Origin of the sequence: Halobacteriovorax sp. GB3, from assembly GCF_028649655.1 — a bacterium.
In the GTDB taxonomy this organism is placed as follows: domain Bacteria; phylum Bdellovibrionota; class Bacteriovoracia; order Bacteriovoracales; family Bacteriovoracaceae; genus BSW11-IV.
This window is the reverse complement of sequence record NZ_JAQSLN010000005.1, coordinates 150,682-169,324: the sequence shown is the minus strand read 5'-3', so window position 1 is coordinate 169,324 and position 18,643 is coordinate 150,682. Positions and strand designations below refer to the sequence as shown.

At 36.5% G+C, this 18,643-nt stretch carries 16 protein-coding genes; 15 read left to right on the top strand and 1 reads right to left on the bottom strand.

Going from position 1 to position 18,643, the window contains the following annotated elements:
* The first annotated feature begins 3 nt into the window (after window positions 1–3).
* Window positions 4–594 (top strand): GTP-binding protein, encoded by a 591-nt coding sequence (locus HBN50_RS16265; protein WP_273871795.1) that lies wholly within the window; start codon window positions 4–6, stop codon window positions 592–594.
* On the opposite strand, the gene HBN50_RS16260 is transcribed toward HBN50_RS16265, so the two are convergent.
* The gene (locus HBN50_RS16260) at window positions 591–1,814 is read right to left on the bottom strand and encodes a hypothetical protein (RefSeq protein WP_273871794.1); all 1,224 of its coding nucleotides are present in this window, start codon (window positions 1,812–1,814) and stop codon (window positions 591–593) included. The two genes, HBN50_RS16265 and HBN50_RS16260, sit on opposite strands and share 4 nt — an antisense overlap.
* Window positions 1,815–1,910: 96 nt before the next feature.
* Between HBN50_RS16260 and mtnP the strand changes: the two genes are divergently transcribed.
* From mtnP to ftsZ, 14 genes are all read left to right on the top strand, one after another.
* Window positions 1,911–2,750, top strand: coding sequence for an S-methyl-5'-thioadenosine phosphorylase (mtnP, locus tag HBN50_RS16255; protein ID WP_273871793.1), 840 nt, complete (start codon window positions 1,911–1,913; stop codon window positions 2,748–2,750).
* Complete coding sequence (gene rsmH / locus HBN50_RS16250) at window positions 2,750–3,733, top strand: 16S rRNA (cytosine(1402)-N(4))-methyltransferase RsmH (protein WP_273871792.1); 984 nt, start codon at window positions 2,750–2,752, stop codon at window positions 3,731–3,733. The genes mtnP and rsmH overlap by 1 nt, the downstream gene beginning before the upstream one ends.
* A 26-nt stretch (window positions 3,734–3,759) precedes the next feature.
* Window positions 3,760–4,110 carry a hypothetical protein gene (locus tag HBN50_RS16245; RefSeq protein ID WP_273871790.1) on the top strand — a complete coding sequence of 117 codons (351 nt, stop codon included), beginning with the start codon at window positions 3,760–3,762 and terminating at the stop codon, window positions 4,108–4,110.
* Window positions 4,111–4,114: 4 nt separating this feature from the next.
* Window positions 4,115–6,031, top strand: a complete 1,917-nt coding sequence (locus HBN50_RS16240) for a penicillin-binding transpeptidase domain-containing protein (protein ID WP_273871788.1) — start codon at window positions 4,115–4,117, stop codon at window positions 6,029–6,031.
* Complete coding sequence (locus HBN50_RS16235; RefSeq protein ID WP_273871786.1) at window positions 6,024–7,406, top strand: Mur ligase family protein; 1,383 nt, start codon at window positions 6,024–6,026, stop codon at window positions 7,404–7,406. The genes HBN50_RS16240 and HBN50_RS16235 overlap by 8 nt, the downstream gene beginning before the upstream one ends.
* The gene (locus tag HBN50_RS16230; RefSeq protein ID WP_273871784.1) at window positions 7,399–8,793 is read left to right on the top strand and encodes a UDP-N-acetylmuramoyl-tripeptide--D-alanyl-D-alanine ligase; all 1,395 of its coding nucleotides are present in this window, start codon (window positions 7,399–7,401) and stop codon (window positions 8,791–8,793) included. The genes HBN50_RS16235 and HBN50_RS16230 overlap by 8 nt, the downstream gene beginning before the upstream one ends.
* A gap of 36 nt (window positions 8,794–8,829) precedes the next feature.
* The gene (gene mraY, locus HBN50_RS16225) at window positions 8,830–9,906 is read left to right on the top strand and encodes a phospho-N-acetylmuramoyl-pentapeptide-transferase (RefSeq protein ID WP_273871783.1); all 1,077 of its coding nucleotides are present in this window, start codon (window positions 8,830–8,832) and stop codon (window positions 9,904–9,906) included.
* A 6-nt stretch (window positions 9,907–9,912) separates the two neighbouring features.
* Window positions 9,913–11,295, top strand: coding sequence for a UDP-N-acetylmuramoyl-L-alanine--D-glutamate ligase (gene murD, locus HBN50_RS16220; RefSeq protein WP_273871781.1), 1,383 nt, complete (start codon window positions 9,913–9,915; stop codon window positions 11,293–11,295).
* A 110-nt stretch (window positions 11,296–11,405) separates the two neighbouring features.
* Window positions 11,406–12,596, top strand: coding sequence for a putative lipid II flippase FtsW (ftsW, locus tag HBN50_RS16215; RefSeq protein WP_273871779.1), 1,191 nt, complete (start codon window positions 11,406–11,408; stop codon window positions 12,594–12,596).
* Window positions 12,597–12,612: 16 nt separating this feature from the next.
* Window positions 12,613–13,995 (top strand): UDP-N-acetylmuramate--L-alanine ligase, encoded by a 1,383-nt coding sequence (gene murC / locus HBN50_RS16210; protein ID WP_273871778.1) that lies wholly within the window; start codon window positions 12,613–12,615, stop codon window positions 13,993–13,995.
* Window positions 13,992–14,891, top strand: a complete 900-nt coding sequence (locus HBN50_RS16205) for a UDP-N-acetylmuramate dehydrogenase (RefSeq protein WP_273871776.1) — start codon at window positions 13,992–13,994, stop codon at window positions 14,889–14,891. Before murC ends, HBN50_RS16205 begins: the two co-directional genes overlap by 4 nt.
* A complete protein-coding gene (locus HBN50_RS16200; protein ID WP_273871774.1) occupies window positions 14,866–15,639 on the top strand; it encodes a cell division protein FtsQ/DivIB in 774 nt (257 codons plus the stop codon). The genes HBN50_RS16205 and HBN50_RS16200 overlap by 26 nt, the downstream gene beginning before the upstream one ends.
* A gap of 100 nt (window positions 15,640–15,739) precedes the next feature.
* Complete coding sequence (ftsA, locus tag HBN50_RS16195; RefSeq protein ID WP_273871772.1) at window positions 15,740–16,978, top strand: cell division protein FtsA; 1,239 nt, start codon at window positions 15,740–15,742, stop codon at window positions 16,976–16,978.
* A gap of 15 nt (window positions 16,979–16,993) precedes the next feature.
* Window positions 16,994–18,583 (top strand): cell division protein FtsZ, encoded by a 1,590-nt coding sequence (gene ftsZ, locus HBN50_RS16190; protein WP_273871770.1) that lies wholly within the window; start codon window positions 16,994–16,996, stop codon window positions 18,581–18,583.
* The last annotated feature ends 60 nt before the right edge of the window (window positions 18,584–18,643 follow it).

Below are 18,643 nucleotides of genomic sequence, written 5' to 3'. Positions count from 1 at the left end.
AAGATGTCTTTTGTAAATTACAACACAAAAGAAGTGAATTGTAAGATCGTTTATTACGGACCAGGTCTTGGTGGTAAGACGACTAATATTCAATATGTTTATCAGAAAACAAGTGGTGATTCTAAAGGTAAAATGATTACTTTAAATACAGAAAATGAAAGAACTCTATTCTTTGATTTTCTACCTTTAGATCTTGGAGAAATCAGAGGTTTTAAAACAAGATTTCATCTCTATACAGTTCCTGGGCAAGTGTTCTATGAAGCTTCAAGGAAGCTTATTCTTAGAGGTGTTGATGGAATTGTGTTTGTTGCAGATTCTCAAGTAGAAAGAATGGAAGCAAACCTTGAAAGTCTTAGAGGACTTGAGAAAAATTTAATTGAACAAGGTTATGAAATTGAAAAAGTTCCTGTGGTTTTACAATGGAATAAGAGAGATCTTCCAAACGTTGCTTCAATTGAAGATTTGAGAACTAAAATCAATAAGTGGGACTTTCCTGAGTTCGAAGCAAGTGCTGTAACTGGTGAAGGCGTCTTTGAAACACTTAAGAGTATTTCTAAATTAGTTCTTATGAATTTGAAGGGTGGACTTAACTAGTCGAGAAGCCCTAGATACTTAAAAATGATAATATGAGATTCCAATAGAGCTTCTTGGCAATAGAAGCTCGATCTCGTTCCTACCAAATGGTGCCCTTTTAAAATTCCTAAATTTAGTCCATTAAAATAGCTTGGAAATAAAGCATTTTCAGCATCAACTATTCCATCATTAGACTTTGCACTCTTAAAAATTATTTTCGTTAGCATCATCCATAAATGACTTTCATACCAGCTTGCTTCAAAGGCAACTGCTGAGTAGAAAGGATTTTTAGGCAGGGTCTTATGATTCTTTCGAAACCACACTCTTTGATGTGTTGAAGAAAGTGAGTCTTGAAAGGCCTTTGCAAGAATCCCACCTCTTTCGTTAATGAGGTGATAGATTTTTGAATCCTTGAGTTCATGAATCTTACTAATCGTAGAGATGAGCTTATTATTTATATGGTCTGAACCAAGAATAGGACTCGCAACAGCGGAGAATCCAACTACATGGCGATTGGCAAAATCTGAATATCGATTCAAAAACCTTAAACTATCTACACCACCTTTAGAAAAACAAAAAAGCCAAAGCTTCTCATTAGGATTTTCTAAAATATATTGATCCAATTGCTCTTTAATTAATTCACTATTGTGATCACTATCTTTTGAACCGTGAACATCAGCAGCGAAATACTTAACTCCAAGGTTTTCACTCATATGAGCTGCACCTCTTTCAAAGGCCGCTGTTGAAAATATTTCGTTAAAAACTCCCGAAATTAATACCATCGTTATATTAGTTTTTGGAATTCTAAGAGGAGATTTATAGTTCGGGTAGTAATGTTGGAATTCTCTTTCATTATATATAGTCTTGAATATCTCAGAGTGTGAGTATCTCTCATTAAGGGGTATATTATTTATAAGATGATCGAGAATGACCTCTTCTTCTTCAGATCTTGAAGGTTTGTTTCCATCATGTTTGAAGTTCGCATGAGAAATGAGATATCTTAAATAAGAGTGCCCTATCCAAGTACCAGCATTCGTTAGCTGTTTCCCTATATTTAATAAATCTGTTGGAGAGATTCCATTTTTTAAATCAAAAACAGATTCTAGAATTTCATGTGAAGACGTGTGAGCAGCTTTCGCTAAAATTTTCTTATAGCGATCCTTTCTAGCCGTGTGTTGATCAAAGGCCAGTTTAAGGGATGAAAGTTTGTTGCTAAATCTGTCTTTTACGTGAGCATTCATAGTTCAAAGATTTTATAAACTCTCTTTTAAAAAAGAGATGGTAGATGTAAAATTGTTGCATTGATATTATGTGTCGTCAAACAAAGGGGTCTTGGCATGTCATTAGTTGGCGTTATTGGTGGTAGTGGTGTTTATAAACTAGATGGGTTTAATATTGTTAAAGAACATGAAGTAGAAACGCCATTTGGTAAACCAAGCGATAAAGTCTTGGAAGCGCAGGCCGACGGTAAGACATTCTTCTTCCTTCCAAGACATGGAAGAACACATAGCGTACTTCCTCATGAAGTAAATTATAGAGCTAATATATTTGCACTTAAGTCTTTGGGCGTTGATGTTATTGTATCTGTATCAGCGGTAGGTTCATTAAAAGAAGAACATGCTCCAACTCACTTTGTTCTTCCTGATCAATTCATTGATTGGACAAAAGGAAAGAGAGAGAGATCTTTTTTTGGAAATGGAGTTGTTGCACACGTTTCAACTGCTGAACCAATTTGTTTAAATTTACAATCTCGCCTTGCAGAACACTGTGAACAAATTGATGTTGAATACCACAAAGGTGGTAGCTATATTTGTATTGAAGGACCTCAATTTTCTTCTAAAGCAGAATCTGCAATTTATAGAAGTTTTGGTGCAAATGTAATTGGTATGACAAATGTTCCTGAATCATACTTAGCAAAAGAAGCAGGAATTTCTTATGCAACTGTTGCGATGGTTACGGACTATGACTGTTGGAAAGAAGAACATTGTACTGTAGAAGAAATCATGAAAGTTATGCATAAGAATAATTCGACAGCACAAGAACTATTGAAGAGAGTTCTTCCTGATTTATATGCAAGACCAATTGAAGTGATTAAAGAAAACAAGAATGCAATTATGACACCTGTTGAAGCTATGACTGAAGAGCAGAAAAAATGGGTTGAGGTTTTAACTAGATAATGACTTACACAGAACACTACTCCGTTTTAAAGAAAGAATGCATTGATTTTTTAACAGAGAATCAAACTTCTGAACAAAGTGAATTCTTTTATGCCGACTTAACTTTTGGCGGTGGCGGTCATACTTTCGCATTGTTCGAGCAAAATGAAAAAAATAAGCTCGTTTGTTTTGATCAAGACCCTGATGCTCTATCTAACGGTAGAGAAAGAATAAAGAATAGTAACGCTGAAGATCGTATTGAATTAGTTGATTCAAACTTTCGTCATTTCCCAACTTACATTAGAGAGAATAGACAAGATATCTTAGATAAGGGTGGACTTGATGGAGTCTTAATGGATCTAGGTGTTTCAAGTCATCATTTTGATAAAGGTGAACGAGGGTTCTCTTTTAGAGAAGATGCTCCACTTGATATGAGAATGGATGTCGATAATGATGATATTAAAACAGCGGCTGATATTGTTAATCAGTATTCGTTAACTGATCTTGTAAGAATATTTAGAGATTATGGTGAAGAGAAATTTTCACAAAGAATCGCTGAGAAAATAGTTGAGACGAGATTACAGTCTCCTATTCGTACTACAAAAGAATTAGAAAATCTGATTTTTCATTGCTACCCTAAGAAAATGAGACACGGCCGTATTAACCCTGCTACAAAGTGTTTCCAAGCTTTGAGAATTGAGGTTAACGCCGAGCTTGATGTATTAACTGAGTTGTTAGATCAGGTATTGCCTCTTTTAAAAGTTGGTGGGCGAGTTGCTGTTATTAGTTTTCATTCTTTAGAAGACCGTATCGCGAAAGTTAAATTCAAGGCCATGGCAAAGGGTGAAACGCCGTGCGAAATAATTACGAAAAAACCAGTTCTTCCCTCTGATCAGGAAATTTTAGAGAATTCTCGTTCAAGAAGTGCTAAACTAAGAGTACTAGAACGTGTTGAAAGCAAAAAAAGTAAAAATAAATACGCGCATTTAACAAACGATAATTAAGATAAAGCCAAGTTCAAGGAGTGAATATGGCCCAGACTAAGAGAAAAGCTAAGTCTAAATCTAAATCAAAAGCTGAATCTACCATTGGATTAAAGGTTAAGGAGCAGCTTAAAAAAATCTTTCTAAGTTCTCAGGGACTTCCTATTGTTCTGACGATTTCTATTATTGGAATTCTTTTTGTACTCTTTAGAATGAAAGGTGTTGAGCTCAACTATAAGATTACGAGTTTAAACAAAGATATTGAGAAAGTTGTTGTCGAGGGCAAAGAGCTCAAGGCACAAAAAGCAAGATTGCTTTCGATTAAAAGCCTAACAAAAATGGCAAGAAAGTATAATCTAAGCGAGCCTAAGCAACATCAAATTATAGTAATACCGTAGGCCTATGAATAAAGATAAGAAGATTGTCCATTTTGTTTTTGCAGGATTTGTCCTAGCTTTTGCTGTTGTTGCGGGAAAAGCATTTAAAGTTCAAGTTCTGGATAAAGAGAAGTTAATTTCTCGTGCTAAAAGACAGTTCTTTCGTGAAAGAAAGGTTTATCCTAAGCGCGGAAATATCTATGACAGAAATGGAAATCCTCTAGCGATCAACATTCAAACTTATTCATTGTTTACAATTCCTAAAAATATTAAAAATCCAAAAGCTGAGTTCAAGAAACTAGCTCGTATCCTCCCCGATATGAGTTACAAAGAAATCTTGGATAGGGTGTCTGATAGAAAAAGATTTACTTGGCTTGGAAGAAAACTAACTCTCTCTGAAGAGCAAGTAACTAAGATAAAAGATCTTAATGGAATATACCTAGAAGCTGTTCCAAAAAGGTTTTATCCTAACCACGAACTTTTCGCCCAAGGCTTAGGTTTTGTTGGTGTCGATAACGTAGGACTCTCTGGTGTGGAATACGAATTCGATACTCAACTACGTGGTGAGCCGAAGATCATGAAATATATTATCGATAGAAAGGGACGCCCTGTTCGTTACGAAAGTACCGAAATAGGAGATAGAGCTCAGGATATCGTTCTTTCAATTGATAAAGATATTCAAGCAATCGCTGAGAAATCGATTAAAGAGGCAGTTGAAAAAGCTGAGGCCTTTCGTGGTGGAATTGGTGTGATGAATGCTCACACAGGAGAGATTCTGGCCATGGCCAACTACCCTACTTTTGATCCAAATGAACCAGGAAAGTACCCTTCAAATACGCGTAAACTTCCATTTGTAAGTGATCCATTTGAACCGGGATCGACATTTAAAATCTTCACTGTTGCTAGTGCTCTTGAAAATAATATTGCAAAGCCTGAGACAAATTATTACTGCGAGAAAGGTCAGTTAAAAGTTGAAGACCATATCATCTCTGAAGCGGAATCGAAAAAGAAGTTCGAATGGTTAAGTGTTGATGAAATTATTCGTTACAGCTCAAATGTTGGTACAACAAAAATTGCCTTTGATCTTAAATATCCTAAGCTCAAAAAGACTCTAAAAGACTTTAAATTTGGCGATAAAACAAATATTGAAATTCCAGCAGAATCAAGAGGTATCTTTACAGATGAAGATAATGTGAGACCTCTGAGTCTGAGTAATATTAGTTTTGGTCAAGGTGTTGCTACAACTGGAATTCAGATGCTGGCAGCTTACTCTGCCATCGCAAATGGTGGACAGTATATAAAGCCAACAATCTTCAAACGTAAGCCTTCTGAAGTTATAAAGAAAGAACGAGTAGTTTCAGAAAAAACAGCGAAAGAGCTGACGAAGATGCTCATTAATGCTGTAGAAGATGGAACAGGAGCAAGAGCGAAGGTTCCTTATTTTACGATTGCAGGTAAAACCAGTACTGCACAAAGAAGTGATAGCTCGGGTCGATACAATGGTTATATTCCAGGGTTTCTAGGATATCCTGTTGGCGTAAATAATCCATTTGTTATTTACGTTTATGTTGATAAGCCTGCGCGCGGAAAAATTTATTACGGAAGTTATGTGGCCGGTCCAGTTTTCAAGAAAGTCGCACAATACATTCTTTATAAGAATAAAGAGTTCTCTAACCTAGCAGTAAATGACGATTATAGAAATAGTAAGGCATTTGATACAGTTAAAGTGAAACATTCATCAACGAGAATTGTTGGTCAAGGCTTAGTTCCTAACTTCATTGGACTAGACAAGAAATCAGCAAATCGTCTCGCAACCAAACTCAAAATAGATGTAAATCATAGAGGGATTGGTGTTGTAGTCGATCAGTTACCTAAGGTTGGAGAACAAATTGACGAGCATGCGAGTGTTAAGTTAATTTATTCCCCACCAAGTTATGAATAAAATAGAACTATTAGATATATTAAACTCCTACATCGTTACCAAACAGCTTAATGATAATAAGTTGTTATCTGGTGCAACAACCAATATCGAACAAGCTAGCGATAAAGATATCGTCTTTTATTTTCTACATGAAAATGAAAAGGCCGAGGCTGCTCTCGCTAAAAGACTTGAATTTGCAAACCCGGGAATAATCATTACCAATAGGGATTCTCGTATTTATAAAAAACGAGATCGACTTATTGTAAGCGACTTTCTTGAATCGCAGCGACTTATTGCTGATGCTCTTTACCCTAATCACAATAAGTTAAAAATTGTTGGTGTAACAGGAACGAATGGTAAAACGACAACTGTAAATCTAGCCGTTCAACTTGCTAAACAGGCAGGCAAGAAAGCTTTCTCTATAGGAACGTTAGGTGTCTATGACGAAGATAAAGAGATTTATCCTACGCCTAATGCAACGACACCTTCATATTTAGAGCTTAGAAAAATAATTCACCACTTTCAGGAAAGTTATGACTTCATTTTTATGGAAATAAGTTCACACGCCCTTGTTCAAAAAAGACTTTATGATCAAAAGATTGTCGCTGCGGGTTGGACTAGCTTTTCGCAAGATCACTTGGACTATCATAAAGATATTGATGATTATTTTGAGGCTAAAACTCTCATAAGAGATTTAATGGAAAAGAACGAACCAATATATATTCCTTTCCATGAAAAGGAATTACAGAAAAGATTAAAGAATAAGAAAGTAAAATATAAAAATATTGAAGCGAAAGATCTAAATCGTTCAAGTGTGCCAGCGTCTTTTAAACCACTTTTTAATTATAATAACCTTTCACTTGCTAAAACATTAGTAACAAAGATAACGGGCTTTGAGTCTTTTGATTTAGAAAAGTTAAAACTTCCAAAGGGAAGATTTTCAACTTATAGAGTAGGTGAATGTTTATTTGTTATAGACTATGCCCACACTCCAGATGCCTTAGTGAATATTTGCTCTTCAATTAAAGAAGCGTTTCCAAAATCAAAACTAATTACAGTCTTTGGTTGTGGTGGAGATCGAGACAGAACAAAGAGACCCTTGATGGGAAAAGCTGCATGTGAGTATTCTGATGTTACAATCGTAACAACAGATAATCCACGTTTTGAAGACCCAGAGAAAATTATAGAAGATGTTATTCCTGGATTAGATAAAAACTATCACCTTGTGACTAAAAGAGAGGAAGCCATCAAGAAGGCATTTGATCTTGTTGAAGGTGAGACGATTGTACTCATTGCAGGCAAAGGGCATGAAGAGTACCAAGATATTATGGGTACTAAAATTGATTTTAGCGACTTTGATGTCGTAGAAAAAATAAAAAGAGGACATAATGTTTAGAAACCGTTTAGTAGATGAACTACAAAATGAAATCGTAGAACATTATAATAAGCAACCATCCCAAGAGCTTGAGCTATGCAGTGATTCAAGAAAATTTGAAAATGCAATGGCATTTATCGCAATCAAGGGGCCTAGTTTTGATGGTGCAAAGTTTATCTTTTCTGTACTCGATAAAGGTTGCCCTTTTGCTATTGTAAATAAAGACTCACTTTCTAGTGAAGAACTTAAAAAAATAAAGTCTCAATATACAGAAACTGAATTTCTTGTCGTAAAAAACACAATTGATTTTTTACAAAAGCTAGCTGTCGCCAGAAGAGATGAATGGGTTGAGCAAGGCGGACGCATAATCGGAATTACCGGCTCTAACGGTAAGACGACGACGAAAGAGATGATTTATTTTCTTTTAGATTATCTTTTTCCAAAGAAAGTTTTGAAGACAAAAGGAAATTTAAATAACCATCTAGGAGTTCCATTTACTTTACTAGATTTAGAAGATTCCCAAGAGTATGCTATTGTAGAGATGGGAACAAATCACCCTGGTGAAATTGGTGCTCTTTGCGAACTCTCGAAACCTCATCATGGAATCATTACAAGTATTGGAAAGGCTCACTTAGAATTCTTCGAAAGTATTGATAATATTCTTATAGAGAAATCTGCGCTTTTCAATTTTGTAAGAGATAACGGATTTGAAGGACATCAATTTCTCTTAAATTCGCTTGATAAAAAACTAGAGCAACTTCAAGCATTCGAAGGTTGTATCGATTTAGGTCGTGATTATTCGTACATCTTATCTAATGGTAAAATCGTTGTTTCTAGTGAGTCAGGTGATTGGATTTTTGAAAATCAGTTCTTAAAAGAAGAATACAATATTCAAAATCTCGTCGCTGCTGCACTTTTGATTGATCAACTCTTTCCAAGTAGAAGAGTTGAACTGACAGAGGCAATCTCAAATTTTCAAATGCCTAAGCTCAATAGATCTGAGTGGATCATTGATGGCAATAAGAAGATCTTTCTTGATGCTTATAATGCTAATCCAACGTCTATGGAAAAAGCTTTGGACTCATTTTCTAAAACATTGAGCAAAGAACAAGTAGCATTTGAAGATGCTTTGATTGTGTTGGGGGATATGAAAGAACTAGGCCCCGATGCTTGTGAGCTTCATAAGGAACTTGGACAATTTTCAAGAAAACTTGGTTTCAAAAAAGCGCTTTTCATTGGCGCACACTGTAAAGACTATGCTGAAGGATTTGGTTTTGATGGTGCTGTGTGTTGCGACAATGTTGCTGAGGCTAAAATTCAATGGAATGAACAATACAAAACATGTCAGTATTTTTTTCTAAAGGCCAGCCGCTCTTTACAACTTGAGTCAATCCTAGATATAAAATAGGACTGGATAAAAATAAATCAATCCACCGGATGGGCCATGTTATATCATTTTTTATATCCTCTAAGTCAGGAAATTTCTGCATTTAATATATTTCGCTATATTACTTTTCGCTCTTTTGCTGCTTTTCTTATTGCGACGATCGTCTCTATTGTTTGGGGGCAGGTCTTTATTAACTTCATGAAGAAAAAGCAATTTGGACAAGTCGTAAGAGATGATGGTCCTGAGAGCCATTTCAAAAAAGCTGGAACACCAACTATGGGTGGTGTCTTTATTATTGGAAGTATTATTTTAACACTTCTTTTCACAGCTAATTTTAATTCGAAGCCATTACTTATAACTCTTGGCGTAATGCTATCGTACTTTGTTCTTGGTTTTCTTGATGACTATTTAAAGGTCCTCAAAAAGAACACTGATGGTGTCTCTGCGAAGGGAAAGCTTCTGTGGCAATTTGCAACGGCCATTATCGCAGGGTGGATTGGTGTAAAGTATGGAGTCATTGATACTGAGCTGTACTCACCTTTTTTGAAAGATTCAATTATCAATCTTCATACTATCTATATTTTATTTGTAGCCTTTGTGATTGTTGGATCGAGTAATGCGGTTAATTTAACTGATGGTCTTGATGGTCTAGCAATTGGACCGATTGTAACAAGTGCAGCAACACTTGGGATTATTGCTTACGCTACTGGTCACAAAGAGATTAGTGAGTATTTGTTTATTCCATATATTGAAAGTGCCGGTGAGTTAACAGTTCTAGCAGCAAGTATTGTTGGTGCAGGTGTTGGCTTTCTTTGGTATAACTCTTATCCAGCACAAATCTTCATGGGTGATGTTGGGTCACTTTCTTTAGGTGGAGCGCTTGGTACTTTTGCCGTAATGACTAAGAATGAATTACTCTTTGTTGTTATTGGTGGGATTTTTGTAGTAGAAGCTGTCTCAGTTATACTGCAAGTTGGATCATATAAATTAAGAAAGAAGAGAATATTCAAGATGGCTCCAATTCACCATCACTTTGAGCTCAAGGGGTGGCCTGAGCCGAAAGTAATCGTTAGGTTTTGGATCATCAGTATCTTCTTAGCAATTTTATCTATAGCCACTCTGAAAATGAGGTAGTCATAAATGGAAAGATTTACAGGAAAAAAAGTTTTAATCGTTGGTATTGGAAAAACGGGTTTTAAGCTACTCAACTTTTTTAATAAGCTTGAGTGCGAAATCAAAGTTACTGATATTAAGCCAATCTTTGATTTAAACAAAGCAGTTAAAAAACTTAAGAAAGTTAGACCAGCTCCTCAGATGACTTTTGGAGAGCACAGGGATGAAGACTTCCTTGAAGCAGACGTTGTTATTTATTCAGCTTCAGTTGATCCAGACCTTCCTCAGCTAGAACTAGCAAGACAACATGGTAAAGAAGTTTACTCTGAATTTGCACTTGGTAACCTTCTCTGTAAAAAGCCTATCGTTGCTGTTTGCGGAAGCTACGGAAGAACGACTGTTGCCCACATGATTGGATACACTCTAAAACTTGAGGGGAAAGGTGTTTTTATTGGTGGAACTTCTGAAAGTCCATTCATTGAATATGCAATGTTAGCAAATACAGATGAAATTGATTACGTTGTCATTGAAGTTTCAGCATCTCAAATGAGAAAACTAACTGACTTTCACCCAAAGCTTGTTGTTTTCACAAATATTTCTGAAAATTACCCAGAGAAGCAATTTAAGTCAGTTGGTGAGTATATTGAAACTAAGCTTAGTATCATTAAAGCGCTCTCACCTGATGATGTTCTTGTTTGTAACTTTGATAAGCTTGCAAATAACACGTTCTTTAAGAACGCAAATTGCCAGACTTACTGGTATTCAAGAAAGTCTTTCGTGAAAATGGGTGTTATGAATGAAATTCAAGGAACACACTTCCACGAGAGAAGAATTCACTCGAATATATACTGCCACTCTGAATTCAAAGTTAATAATATGAGAATTGTTGGTCAGAACAACAGAGAGAACCTATTAGCTGCAATCACAGCATGTAAGGCCCTTGAAGTTTCTGATAAATCGATTCAGACATGTGTTGAGAAGTTCCCAGGGATTCCTCACAGACTTGAGTTCTTAATGGAAAAAAATGGAGTTTCTTTCTATAACGATTCTAAAGCTGAGTCGATGAAAGATCTTTGTGAAACATTAACAGCTTTCAAGACACCGGTAATTCTAATTGCTGGTGGTAAAGACATTGAAGACTTTGATTACGAACCGTATTCACATGATATCGTTGAAGGAACGAGAGTTATCGTTCTAGTAGGTGAGTGTAAAGAAAGAATGAACAGAGCTTTAGATGCACACAACCAAACATTTATCGTTGGGTCATTTGAAGAGTCAGTTCTCTTTGCTTATCAAAAGTCGAGAACGGGAGATACGATTCTCTTGTCTCCAGGTAATGAGGCCACAGACTTCTTCAGAGATTACGAAGAGCGTGGAAATTACTTTAAAAAACTAGTTTACCAATTATAATTAAAGGCCGCGAAAGCGGCCTTTGCTTTTTGGTGAATCAGTGATTATCATTTAATATGCGCGACAGGAAGTAAGTGCTAAAAGCCGATTAAAATATAAGGAAGTATTTTATGCTCGATTCGAGACCATCTTCTAAAACATCTCAGTATTTCATAATGACTCTAAGTGCCATCGTCTTAGTTGGAATCATTATGGTTTATTCTTCTAGTTATATGTATGCAAAAGAGAAGTTTGGAACTTCGCTTCACTATGTTTTAAGACAACTTCTCTTTCTTATCTTTTCTGTTGGAATTTGTTTTGTCATTGCTAAGTCAAAGTTTAGATTTTGGTACAAGTACAGCTACTACCTCAATATGGTAGCAAGTGGATTTGTTGCCCTCACCTTCATTCCTGGCCTCGGTCCCGTTGTTAAAGGTGCCAACAGATGGATAAAGCTTGGACCTTTTTCACTCCAGCCTGGTGAATTTGTAAAATACACAATTCTTTTAAGTTCTCTTTATTACTTCGAGAATTTTTCAAGAATTGATCAAAAACAGAAAATTAAGCACGGACTAAGTTTACTGATTCCTCTTGCCTTACTTGTTTTACAGCCTGACTTTGGGACATTCTCTATTTGCTTTGGTGTTATGGCCTTTGCATGCTTTTTGAGTTCATTTCCAAGAAAGTGGTTCTACAGTCTCGCAGGGGCAGGTCTCGTTTCTGGAGGCTTTATTCTCGTTTCGCAACCCTACCGAGTAAGAAGACTTCTCGCCTTCTTAGACCCATGGAAAAATGCTCAAGGCAGTGGATTTCAAGTTATCCAGTCATGGATTGGTTTTGCAAATGGTGGATTCTTTGGAAAGGGTCCTGGAAATTCTATTGAGAAACTTTTTTATCTTCCAGAAGCTCATAATGACTTTATCTTTTCAGTGATTGGAGAAGAGCTTGGTTTCATTGGCGTCTTTCTTATTATATGTCTCTTTTTGGCCATGATCTATTTTGGATTCAAAATGGCGATGGAAGCCCAGTCGAGAATTTCTTACTTAATTATCACTTCCCTTGTCTTCGCAGTAGGACTTCAATCGCTGTTAAATATGGGTGTCGTTCTAGGTCTTCTTCCAACAAAGGGACTCAATTTACCTTTTATCAGTTATGGAGGTTCGTCACTTATGGCCAACTTCTTTGCGATTGGTCTTATTTTATCCTCAACAAAAAGAGTTAATATCGATACTAATCAAGGGCATGAAATGAATAAACCATCGAGTGAATTTCGTGACAGAATGCGCTTTCAGGGTGTAAGAAAAGAAGTTCATATTAATTAAAGCTTGGAGTGTTTTCATGCTTACGATTCGTCAAAATGTAAAAATCCATTTTATTGGAATTGGTGGTATTGGAATGAGCGGTATCGCTGAGGTTTTATTATCTCTAGGATACAAGGTTTCTGGTTCTGATATTTCTGAATCGACAAATGTTGTTAAATTGAAAAATCTTGGTGCTGAAGTTTATGTTGGTCACCATGAAGATAATTTAAAAGATGTTACTGTTCTTGTTTATAGTTCGGCAATTGATGAGACAAACCCTGAAATCAAAAAGGCCAAGGAATTTAATATTCCAATCATGAGAAGAGCCGAGATGTTAGCAGAACTCATGCGACTTAAGCATGGTCTTGCTATTGCTGGAACTCACGGAAAAACAACTACGACGAGTTTTCTTGCGACAATTCTTCAGGAAAGTGACTTTGATCCAACCTATATAATTGGTGGGATTGTTAAGAACCTAAATGGTCATGCAAAAGTTGGAAAGGGAAACTTTCTTGTTGCTGAAGCTGACGAGTCAGATGGATCATTTCTTCTTCTTAACCCAATCATGTCAGTTGTTACGAATATTGATAACGACCACCTTGATCATTATGGAAGCGAAGAGAATCTTCTATCTGCTTTTGAGGAATTCACAAATAAGGTTCCTTTTTATGGCGTTTGTGCTCTCAACGCTCACGATGAAAAGCTAATGAAGATTAAGCAGCGTATGAAAAAACCTTCTGTCACTTTTGGAACAGAAGAAGTTGAAGCGGACTTTGTTGCAAAGAATATTGTTCAAAAAGATTTTGGATCTGAATATGAACTTATTTTCGAAGGGAATAAAGTTTGTGACATTGAAATCAATCTACCTGGTCAACATAATATCTTAAACTCTCTTGGGGCAATTTCTCTGGCCTACAATATGGGAGTTTCATTTGATAAAATTAAGAACTCAATTTGTAAGTTTGATGGTGTCGGTAGGCGTTTTCAATTACTTCATAAAGGTGAATCCGTAGAAGTTATTGATGACTATGCTCACCACCCAACCGAAATCGCTACAACTTTAAAGACTCTCAAAGATACAAGAAAAGATAAAAAAGTTGTCTGTGTTTTCGAACCTCATAGATATACGAGAACAAGAGACTGTTGGAATGCATTTTTACACTGCTTTAATTATGCAGATGAACTTTATATCACTCCTATTTATCCAGCTAGTGAAAAACAGATTCCTGGGATTACAGCAGATAGATTGATTGATGATATCAACAAGCTTCACCCATCGTTTGCGCAAAAACTAGACTCAACAAATGACATTGAAAAATTAGCAGAGGATTTTATTAGTTCTAAGGACTCTGTTACCATTGTTACTTTGGGAGCGGGTTCAATTGGGCGTATCACTAAGGAATGGGCCGAAAAGAAATGAGTTTAAAAGAAGCGTTAAGTAATATTGATGGTGTTGAGTTTACTGAACAAGCAGACTTAACAAAATTTTCTACGATGAGACTCGTTGCTTACGGTGACCTGATTGTCGTTGAATCAAAAGAAGCGCTTATTGAAGTTCAAAAAATATTAAACTCAATGAAACTCAATTCTAGAATTGTTGGAATGGGTGCCAATCAATTACTTCCAAAAGGAAGTAAACTTCCCTACCTCGTTCTTAAATTTCCATTTGATAAAAGCGAACTAGAATCACCTAAGGAAGAGTACACTTTTCCTGCAAGTGTTAGATTAAGTACCTTAACGGCTCATGCTGCTAAGTTTGGTCTTCAAGGTTGGGAGTCTTTCACAGGTATTCCTGCTTCTATCGGTGGAGCTGTCGTTATGAATGCGGGGACAAATTTAGGCGAAATTGGCCCTCTCATTACTGAAGTGTCATTGATTAGAAGTAACGGTGAAGATGTTACGATAAAGCCAGATGAGAAATCATTTGAATATAGAAAATCACACATCGTGTGCAAGGGAGATGTCATTTACCAGGTGAAGATGAAGCATCTTGGAATAAATGAAGGCATCAAAGATAAGATTAAAAATTACCTCGAGTTAAGAAATAAAACACAGCCTTTAAAAGAAAAAACATGTGGTTGCGTCTTTAAAAACAGTGTTGGTGAGTTAACTTGCAGGGCCGGAATGTTTATTGATATAATGGGGCTTAAGGGACTTACACATAACGGAATAAGAGTAAGTAACAAGCATGCTAACTTTATGGAAAACTTTGGATCTGCTAGTTACGAAGATATCCTAGAGTTAATTAAGTTAGTGAAATTCGAACTAAAACTTCATTATGGAGTTGATTTTGAAACGGAAGTCAAAATTGATTAATTTAAAAAGCGCGATTCAATATTCTACACTTTTTGGAACACTTATTTTTTCAGCTTATTCACAAGCGAAGATTGCTGATAAAAGAGATGAAGTTAAATATCGAACTTCATTTGGAAAGTGCCCTTCACGCGCGGCTGGGACTTTGACTTTGCAGTTGATGAAAAACTTTGAACTAAATGGTTCAATGAAAGATCTTAAAGTTAAAATCTTAAAAGAGAAATTAGCGGAAAAACACTTTATTTCCAGCTATAAAATTAAATACGATCCATTAAAAAAGTTCCTTCAATTTAATTTTGATTGTCCCGAGCCATTGATGAAAGTTCAAATTTATAAAAGCAATGGACTTGAATCATATGAAGCTATCCTAGTTGAAAATGGGCAATTATTTGATCCAACTTATGAAGTATTATTGCGATCAGAGAAAAAATTAAGCTACGATCTACCTTTCTTAGCACTACCTGTTGGTGAAATGGAAGAAGAAGTACAGGAGCAAATTACAAGACTAGTAAGAGATATGGATCTCAAGTTTAGAAAAAAACTATCTGAAGTAATCGTTAATGAAAACAAAGAATTAACGATGATTCTTTCTATCAAAGGCCACCCTTCAAGCGTCTTCATGGGACCAGAACAATGGGAAGATAAGGTACAAAAGTTGAGGAAAATAGTCTCCTATATGGAAGGCAATAAGAAGATTCCTGCAATTATAAACCTTACAAATCCCAAAAAAGTTGTTGTCAAGTTTAAATAGGCATCCTAGAATTTTCTTAATAGTCTATATTCGGCAAGAATTTCCTGCCTAATATAGAAGATTTAATGGATTAGATCTTTAACAGTGAGAAAGGAATCTCATGAGCGAAAAGAATGTCATTGTAGGACTTGACGTTGGAACAACAAAAGTCTGCACTATTGTAGGAATCAAAAACACTAACTCTGAATTAGAGATTATCGGTATTGGTACGCATCCAAGCTACGGTCTCAAAAAAGGCTCTGTCGTTAATATCGACAAGACGGTTAAGTCTATTCAGAACTCACTTGAAGAAGCTCGCCTTATGGCCGGTGTTGATATCAGTAGCGCCACGATTGGAGTTGCTGGAAGTCACATCTATAGCTTTAACAGTTCAGGTGTTGTTGCTATCAAGGGAAAGGAAATAACAGAGCAAGATGTAGATCGAGTTCTAGAAGCTGCTAAGGCAGTTGTTATTCCAAGCGATAGAGAAATTCTTCATGTAATTCCACAAGAATATAGAGTTGATAACACACCAGGGATTAAGAACCCTGTTGGAATGTGTGGAGTTCGCTTAGAGGCCCACGTTCATATTGTTACTGGATCAATTTCTTTGATTCAAAACTTAGTCAAATGTGTAGAGCAAACAGGTGTTCGTGCAGAACATGTTACTCTTCAGCCAATCGCTTCATCTGAATCATGTTTAACACCAGAAGAAATGGAAATGGGAGTTATCCTCGTTGATATCGGTGGTGGAACGACAGACGTAGCAGTATGGAAAGAGGGATCTCTTATTCACTCTCAAATTATACCTGTGGGTGGAAACCATTTTACAAATGACTTAGCTGTGGCACTTAAAATACCTCATGCTGAAGCTGAGAGAATTAAAATTAACCACGGATCAGTTCTTGCTGAACAGTTAAATCAATCAGCGCATATCACAGTTCAAGGTCTTCCTGGTACAAAGCCAAGAGAAGTTCAACTCAGTCTTGTTGCAAAAGTTCTTGGAGCAAGAGCTGAAGAGCTATTCGATATCATTAACAAAATTATAGCTGAAAAAAGATTGGATAAAGAAATCACTGGTGGTGTTGTCTTAACGGGCGGAGGAGCCTTGATTAAGGGAATGCCGGAACTTGGTGAATATCTTTTATCTAGGGCCACTAAAGTTGGATATCCTCACCCATTTGGTGGAATGACAAATATTATGCAGAATCCAAAGTACTCAACTGTTTTAGGACTTCTACTAGAAGCAAACAAGAGAAACGAAGGATCTGTGTATGAAGAAGAGGAAATTGGCAACCAGACGGATCTGGTTGGTCGTTTAAGTGATTCACTACGATCAGTGTTCAAGGAAATTTTTTAATAAAGGGGGAACGCCATGTTCGAAATTTCTGAAAATGAAAATCAAATTGTACCAGAAGGTGCGAAAATTAGAGTAATCGGTGTCGGTGGCGGTGGTTGTAATGCCGTTAACACAATGATCAAGTCTGGACTTTCTGGAGTTGAATACATTGTTGCAAACACAGATTCTCAAGCTCTTAATGTAAACCTTGCTCCAGTTAAAATCCAACTTGGTGCTGAGATCACAAAAGGTCTTGGAGCTGGTGCTAATCCTGAAGTTGGTAGAAAATCAGCTTTAGATGAATATGAACAACTAAGTGAAGTTCTTGAAGGTTCTGATATGGTTTTCATCACTGCCGGAATGGGTGGTGGTACAGGTACTGGTGCAGCACCTGTGATAGCAAAACTTGCTAAGGAACTTGGAGCATTAACTGTAGGTGTTGTAACAAAGCCATTCTTCTTCGAAGGAAAGAAGAGAATGAGACAAGCAACTAAGGGAATCGAAACTCTTGAAGAGAATGTTGATTCACTTATTACTATTCCTAACCAAAGACTATTATACCTTGCAGGAGAAAGTCTTTCTCTAGTAGATACATTTAAAAAAGCTGACGAAGTTCTTTTAAATGCTGTTAGAGGTATTTCAGATCTAATCAATACAACTGGTAATATCAACGCTGACTTCGCTGACGTTTGTACTGTTATGGCGAATAAAGGTTTAGCTCTTATGGGAACTGGTGTTTGTGCTGGTCCGGATAGAGCAATTAAAGCTGCAACTGAAGCAATTAGCTCTCCACTTCTTGAAGATATTTCAATTGATGGAGCGACTGGAATTATCGTTAACATCACAGGTTCAGAATCTCTGACTATGCACGAGGTTAATGAAGCTGTAATGCTAATCATGGAAGCTGCTGATGAAGATGCTGAAGTAATCTTTGGTCAAGCAATTGATGAAAATCTAGAAGATAATATTAAAGTTACTGTTGTTGCTACTGGTCTTGGCGGAAGCAAAGAAAGAAAGATCGAAGCTCCAATGCAACAGCAACCAATGATGACTGAGCAAAGAATGGAGAGACCTGTTATGCAAGCAGCTCCACAAGTTCAGCCACAAATGCAATCATATGAGCGACCAGTAGCTCAGCAACATGTTCAACACGAAGTTAAAGCTCAACAAACTGTAGACGAATTTCTAGCAGGTGGGGAAACTGTTGAAGCGCAAAGACCAGTTCAGCATGTAGAAGAAAGAAGTTTTAACCAAGCTCCAGTTCAAGAAAACACTTGGACACAAAATGTAGAAGCTGAAGTTGAATCTAACTTTCAAAACGTAGAGCCACAAAGAGAAGAACAAGTTTCTCCTCTTATGCAATCAATTAAAGATGCAGCAACAAGATATGAAAGTACTAAAACAGTAGATAACCAAAATACTGAAATGATGCACACATCAATGAATCCAGGTACAGCAAGTACTCAAAGACATTCTGACAATTCAATGAATAGAGCGAAGTCTATTGCTGAAAAACTAGGATTTGTAAACTTTGATGAAGATGAACTCGATACTCCGACTTACCTTAGAAAAGAGGAAAGTAAAGAGCAAGAGTTTCAAAGACCTGTGAATAACGAACTTCAATAAGTTCCTATTGGGTTCCCCCAACTCAATATAAGCGCCCCTGAGCTAGTGCAACACGGGGCG

Bases quoted from the DNA above. Each gene is read 5' to 3' on its own strand.
- HBN50_RS16235 (WP_273871786.1), top strand. From the start codon at position 6,024: ATGAATAAAATAGAACTATTAGATATATTAAACTCCTACATCGTTACC.
- ftsW (WP_273871779.1), top strand. From the start codon at position 11,406: ATGCTCGATTCGAGACCATCTTCTAAAACATCTCAGTATTTCATAATG.
- mraY (WP_273871783.1), top strand. From the start codon at position 8,830: ATGTTATATCATTTTTTATATCCTCTAAGTCAGGAAATTTCTGCATTT.
- murC (WP_273871778.1), top strand. From the start codon at position 12,613: ATGCTTACGATTCGTCAAAATGTAAAAATCCATTTTATTGGAATTGGT.
- rsmH (WP_273871792.1), top strand. From the start codon at position 2,750: ATGACTTACACAGAACACTACTCCGTTTTAAAGAAAGAATGCATTGAT.
- HBN50_RS16205 (WP_273871776.1), top strand. From the start codon at position 13,992: ATGAGTTTAAAAGAAGCGTTAAGTAATATTGATGGTGTTGAGTTTACT.
- HBN50_RS16265 (WP_273871795.1), top strand. From the start codon at position 4: ATGTCTTTTGTAAATTACAACACAAAAGAAGTGAATTGTAAGATCGTT.
- ftsZ (WP_273871770.1), top strand. From the start codon at position 16,994: ATGTTCGAAATTTCTGAAAATGAAAATCAAATTGTACCAGAAGGTGCG.
- HBN50_RS16240 (WP_273871788.1), top strand. From the start codon at position 4,115: ATGAATAAAGATAAGAAGATTGTCCATTTTGTTTTTGCAGGATTTGTC.
- murD (WP_273871781.1), top strand. From the start codon at position 9,913: ATGGAAAGATTTACAGGAAAAAAAGTTTTAATCGTTGGTATTGGAAAA.
- ftsA (WP_273871772.1), top strand. From the start codon at position 15,740: ATGAGCGAAAAGAATGTCATTGTAGGACTTGACGTTGGAACAACAAAA.
- mtnP (WP_273871793.1), top strand. From the start codon at position 1,911: ATGTCATTAGTTGGCGTTATTGGTGGTAGTGGTGTTTATAAACTAGAT.
- HBN50_RS16260 (WP_273871794.1), bottom strand. From the start codon at position 1,814: ATGAATGCTCACGTAAAAGACAGATTTAGCAACAAACTTTCATCCCTT.
- HBN50_RS16230 (WP_273871784.1), top strand. From the start codon at position 7,399: ATGTTTAGAAACCGTTTAGTAGATGAACTACAAAATGAAATCGTAGAA.
- HBN50_RS16245 (WP_273871790.1), top strand. From the start codon at position 3,760: ATGGCCCAGACTAAGAGAAAAGCTAAGTCTAAATCTAAATCAAAAGCT.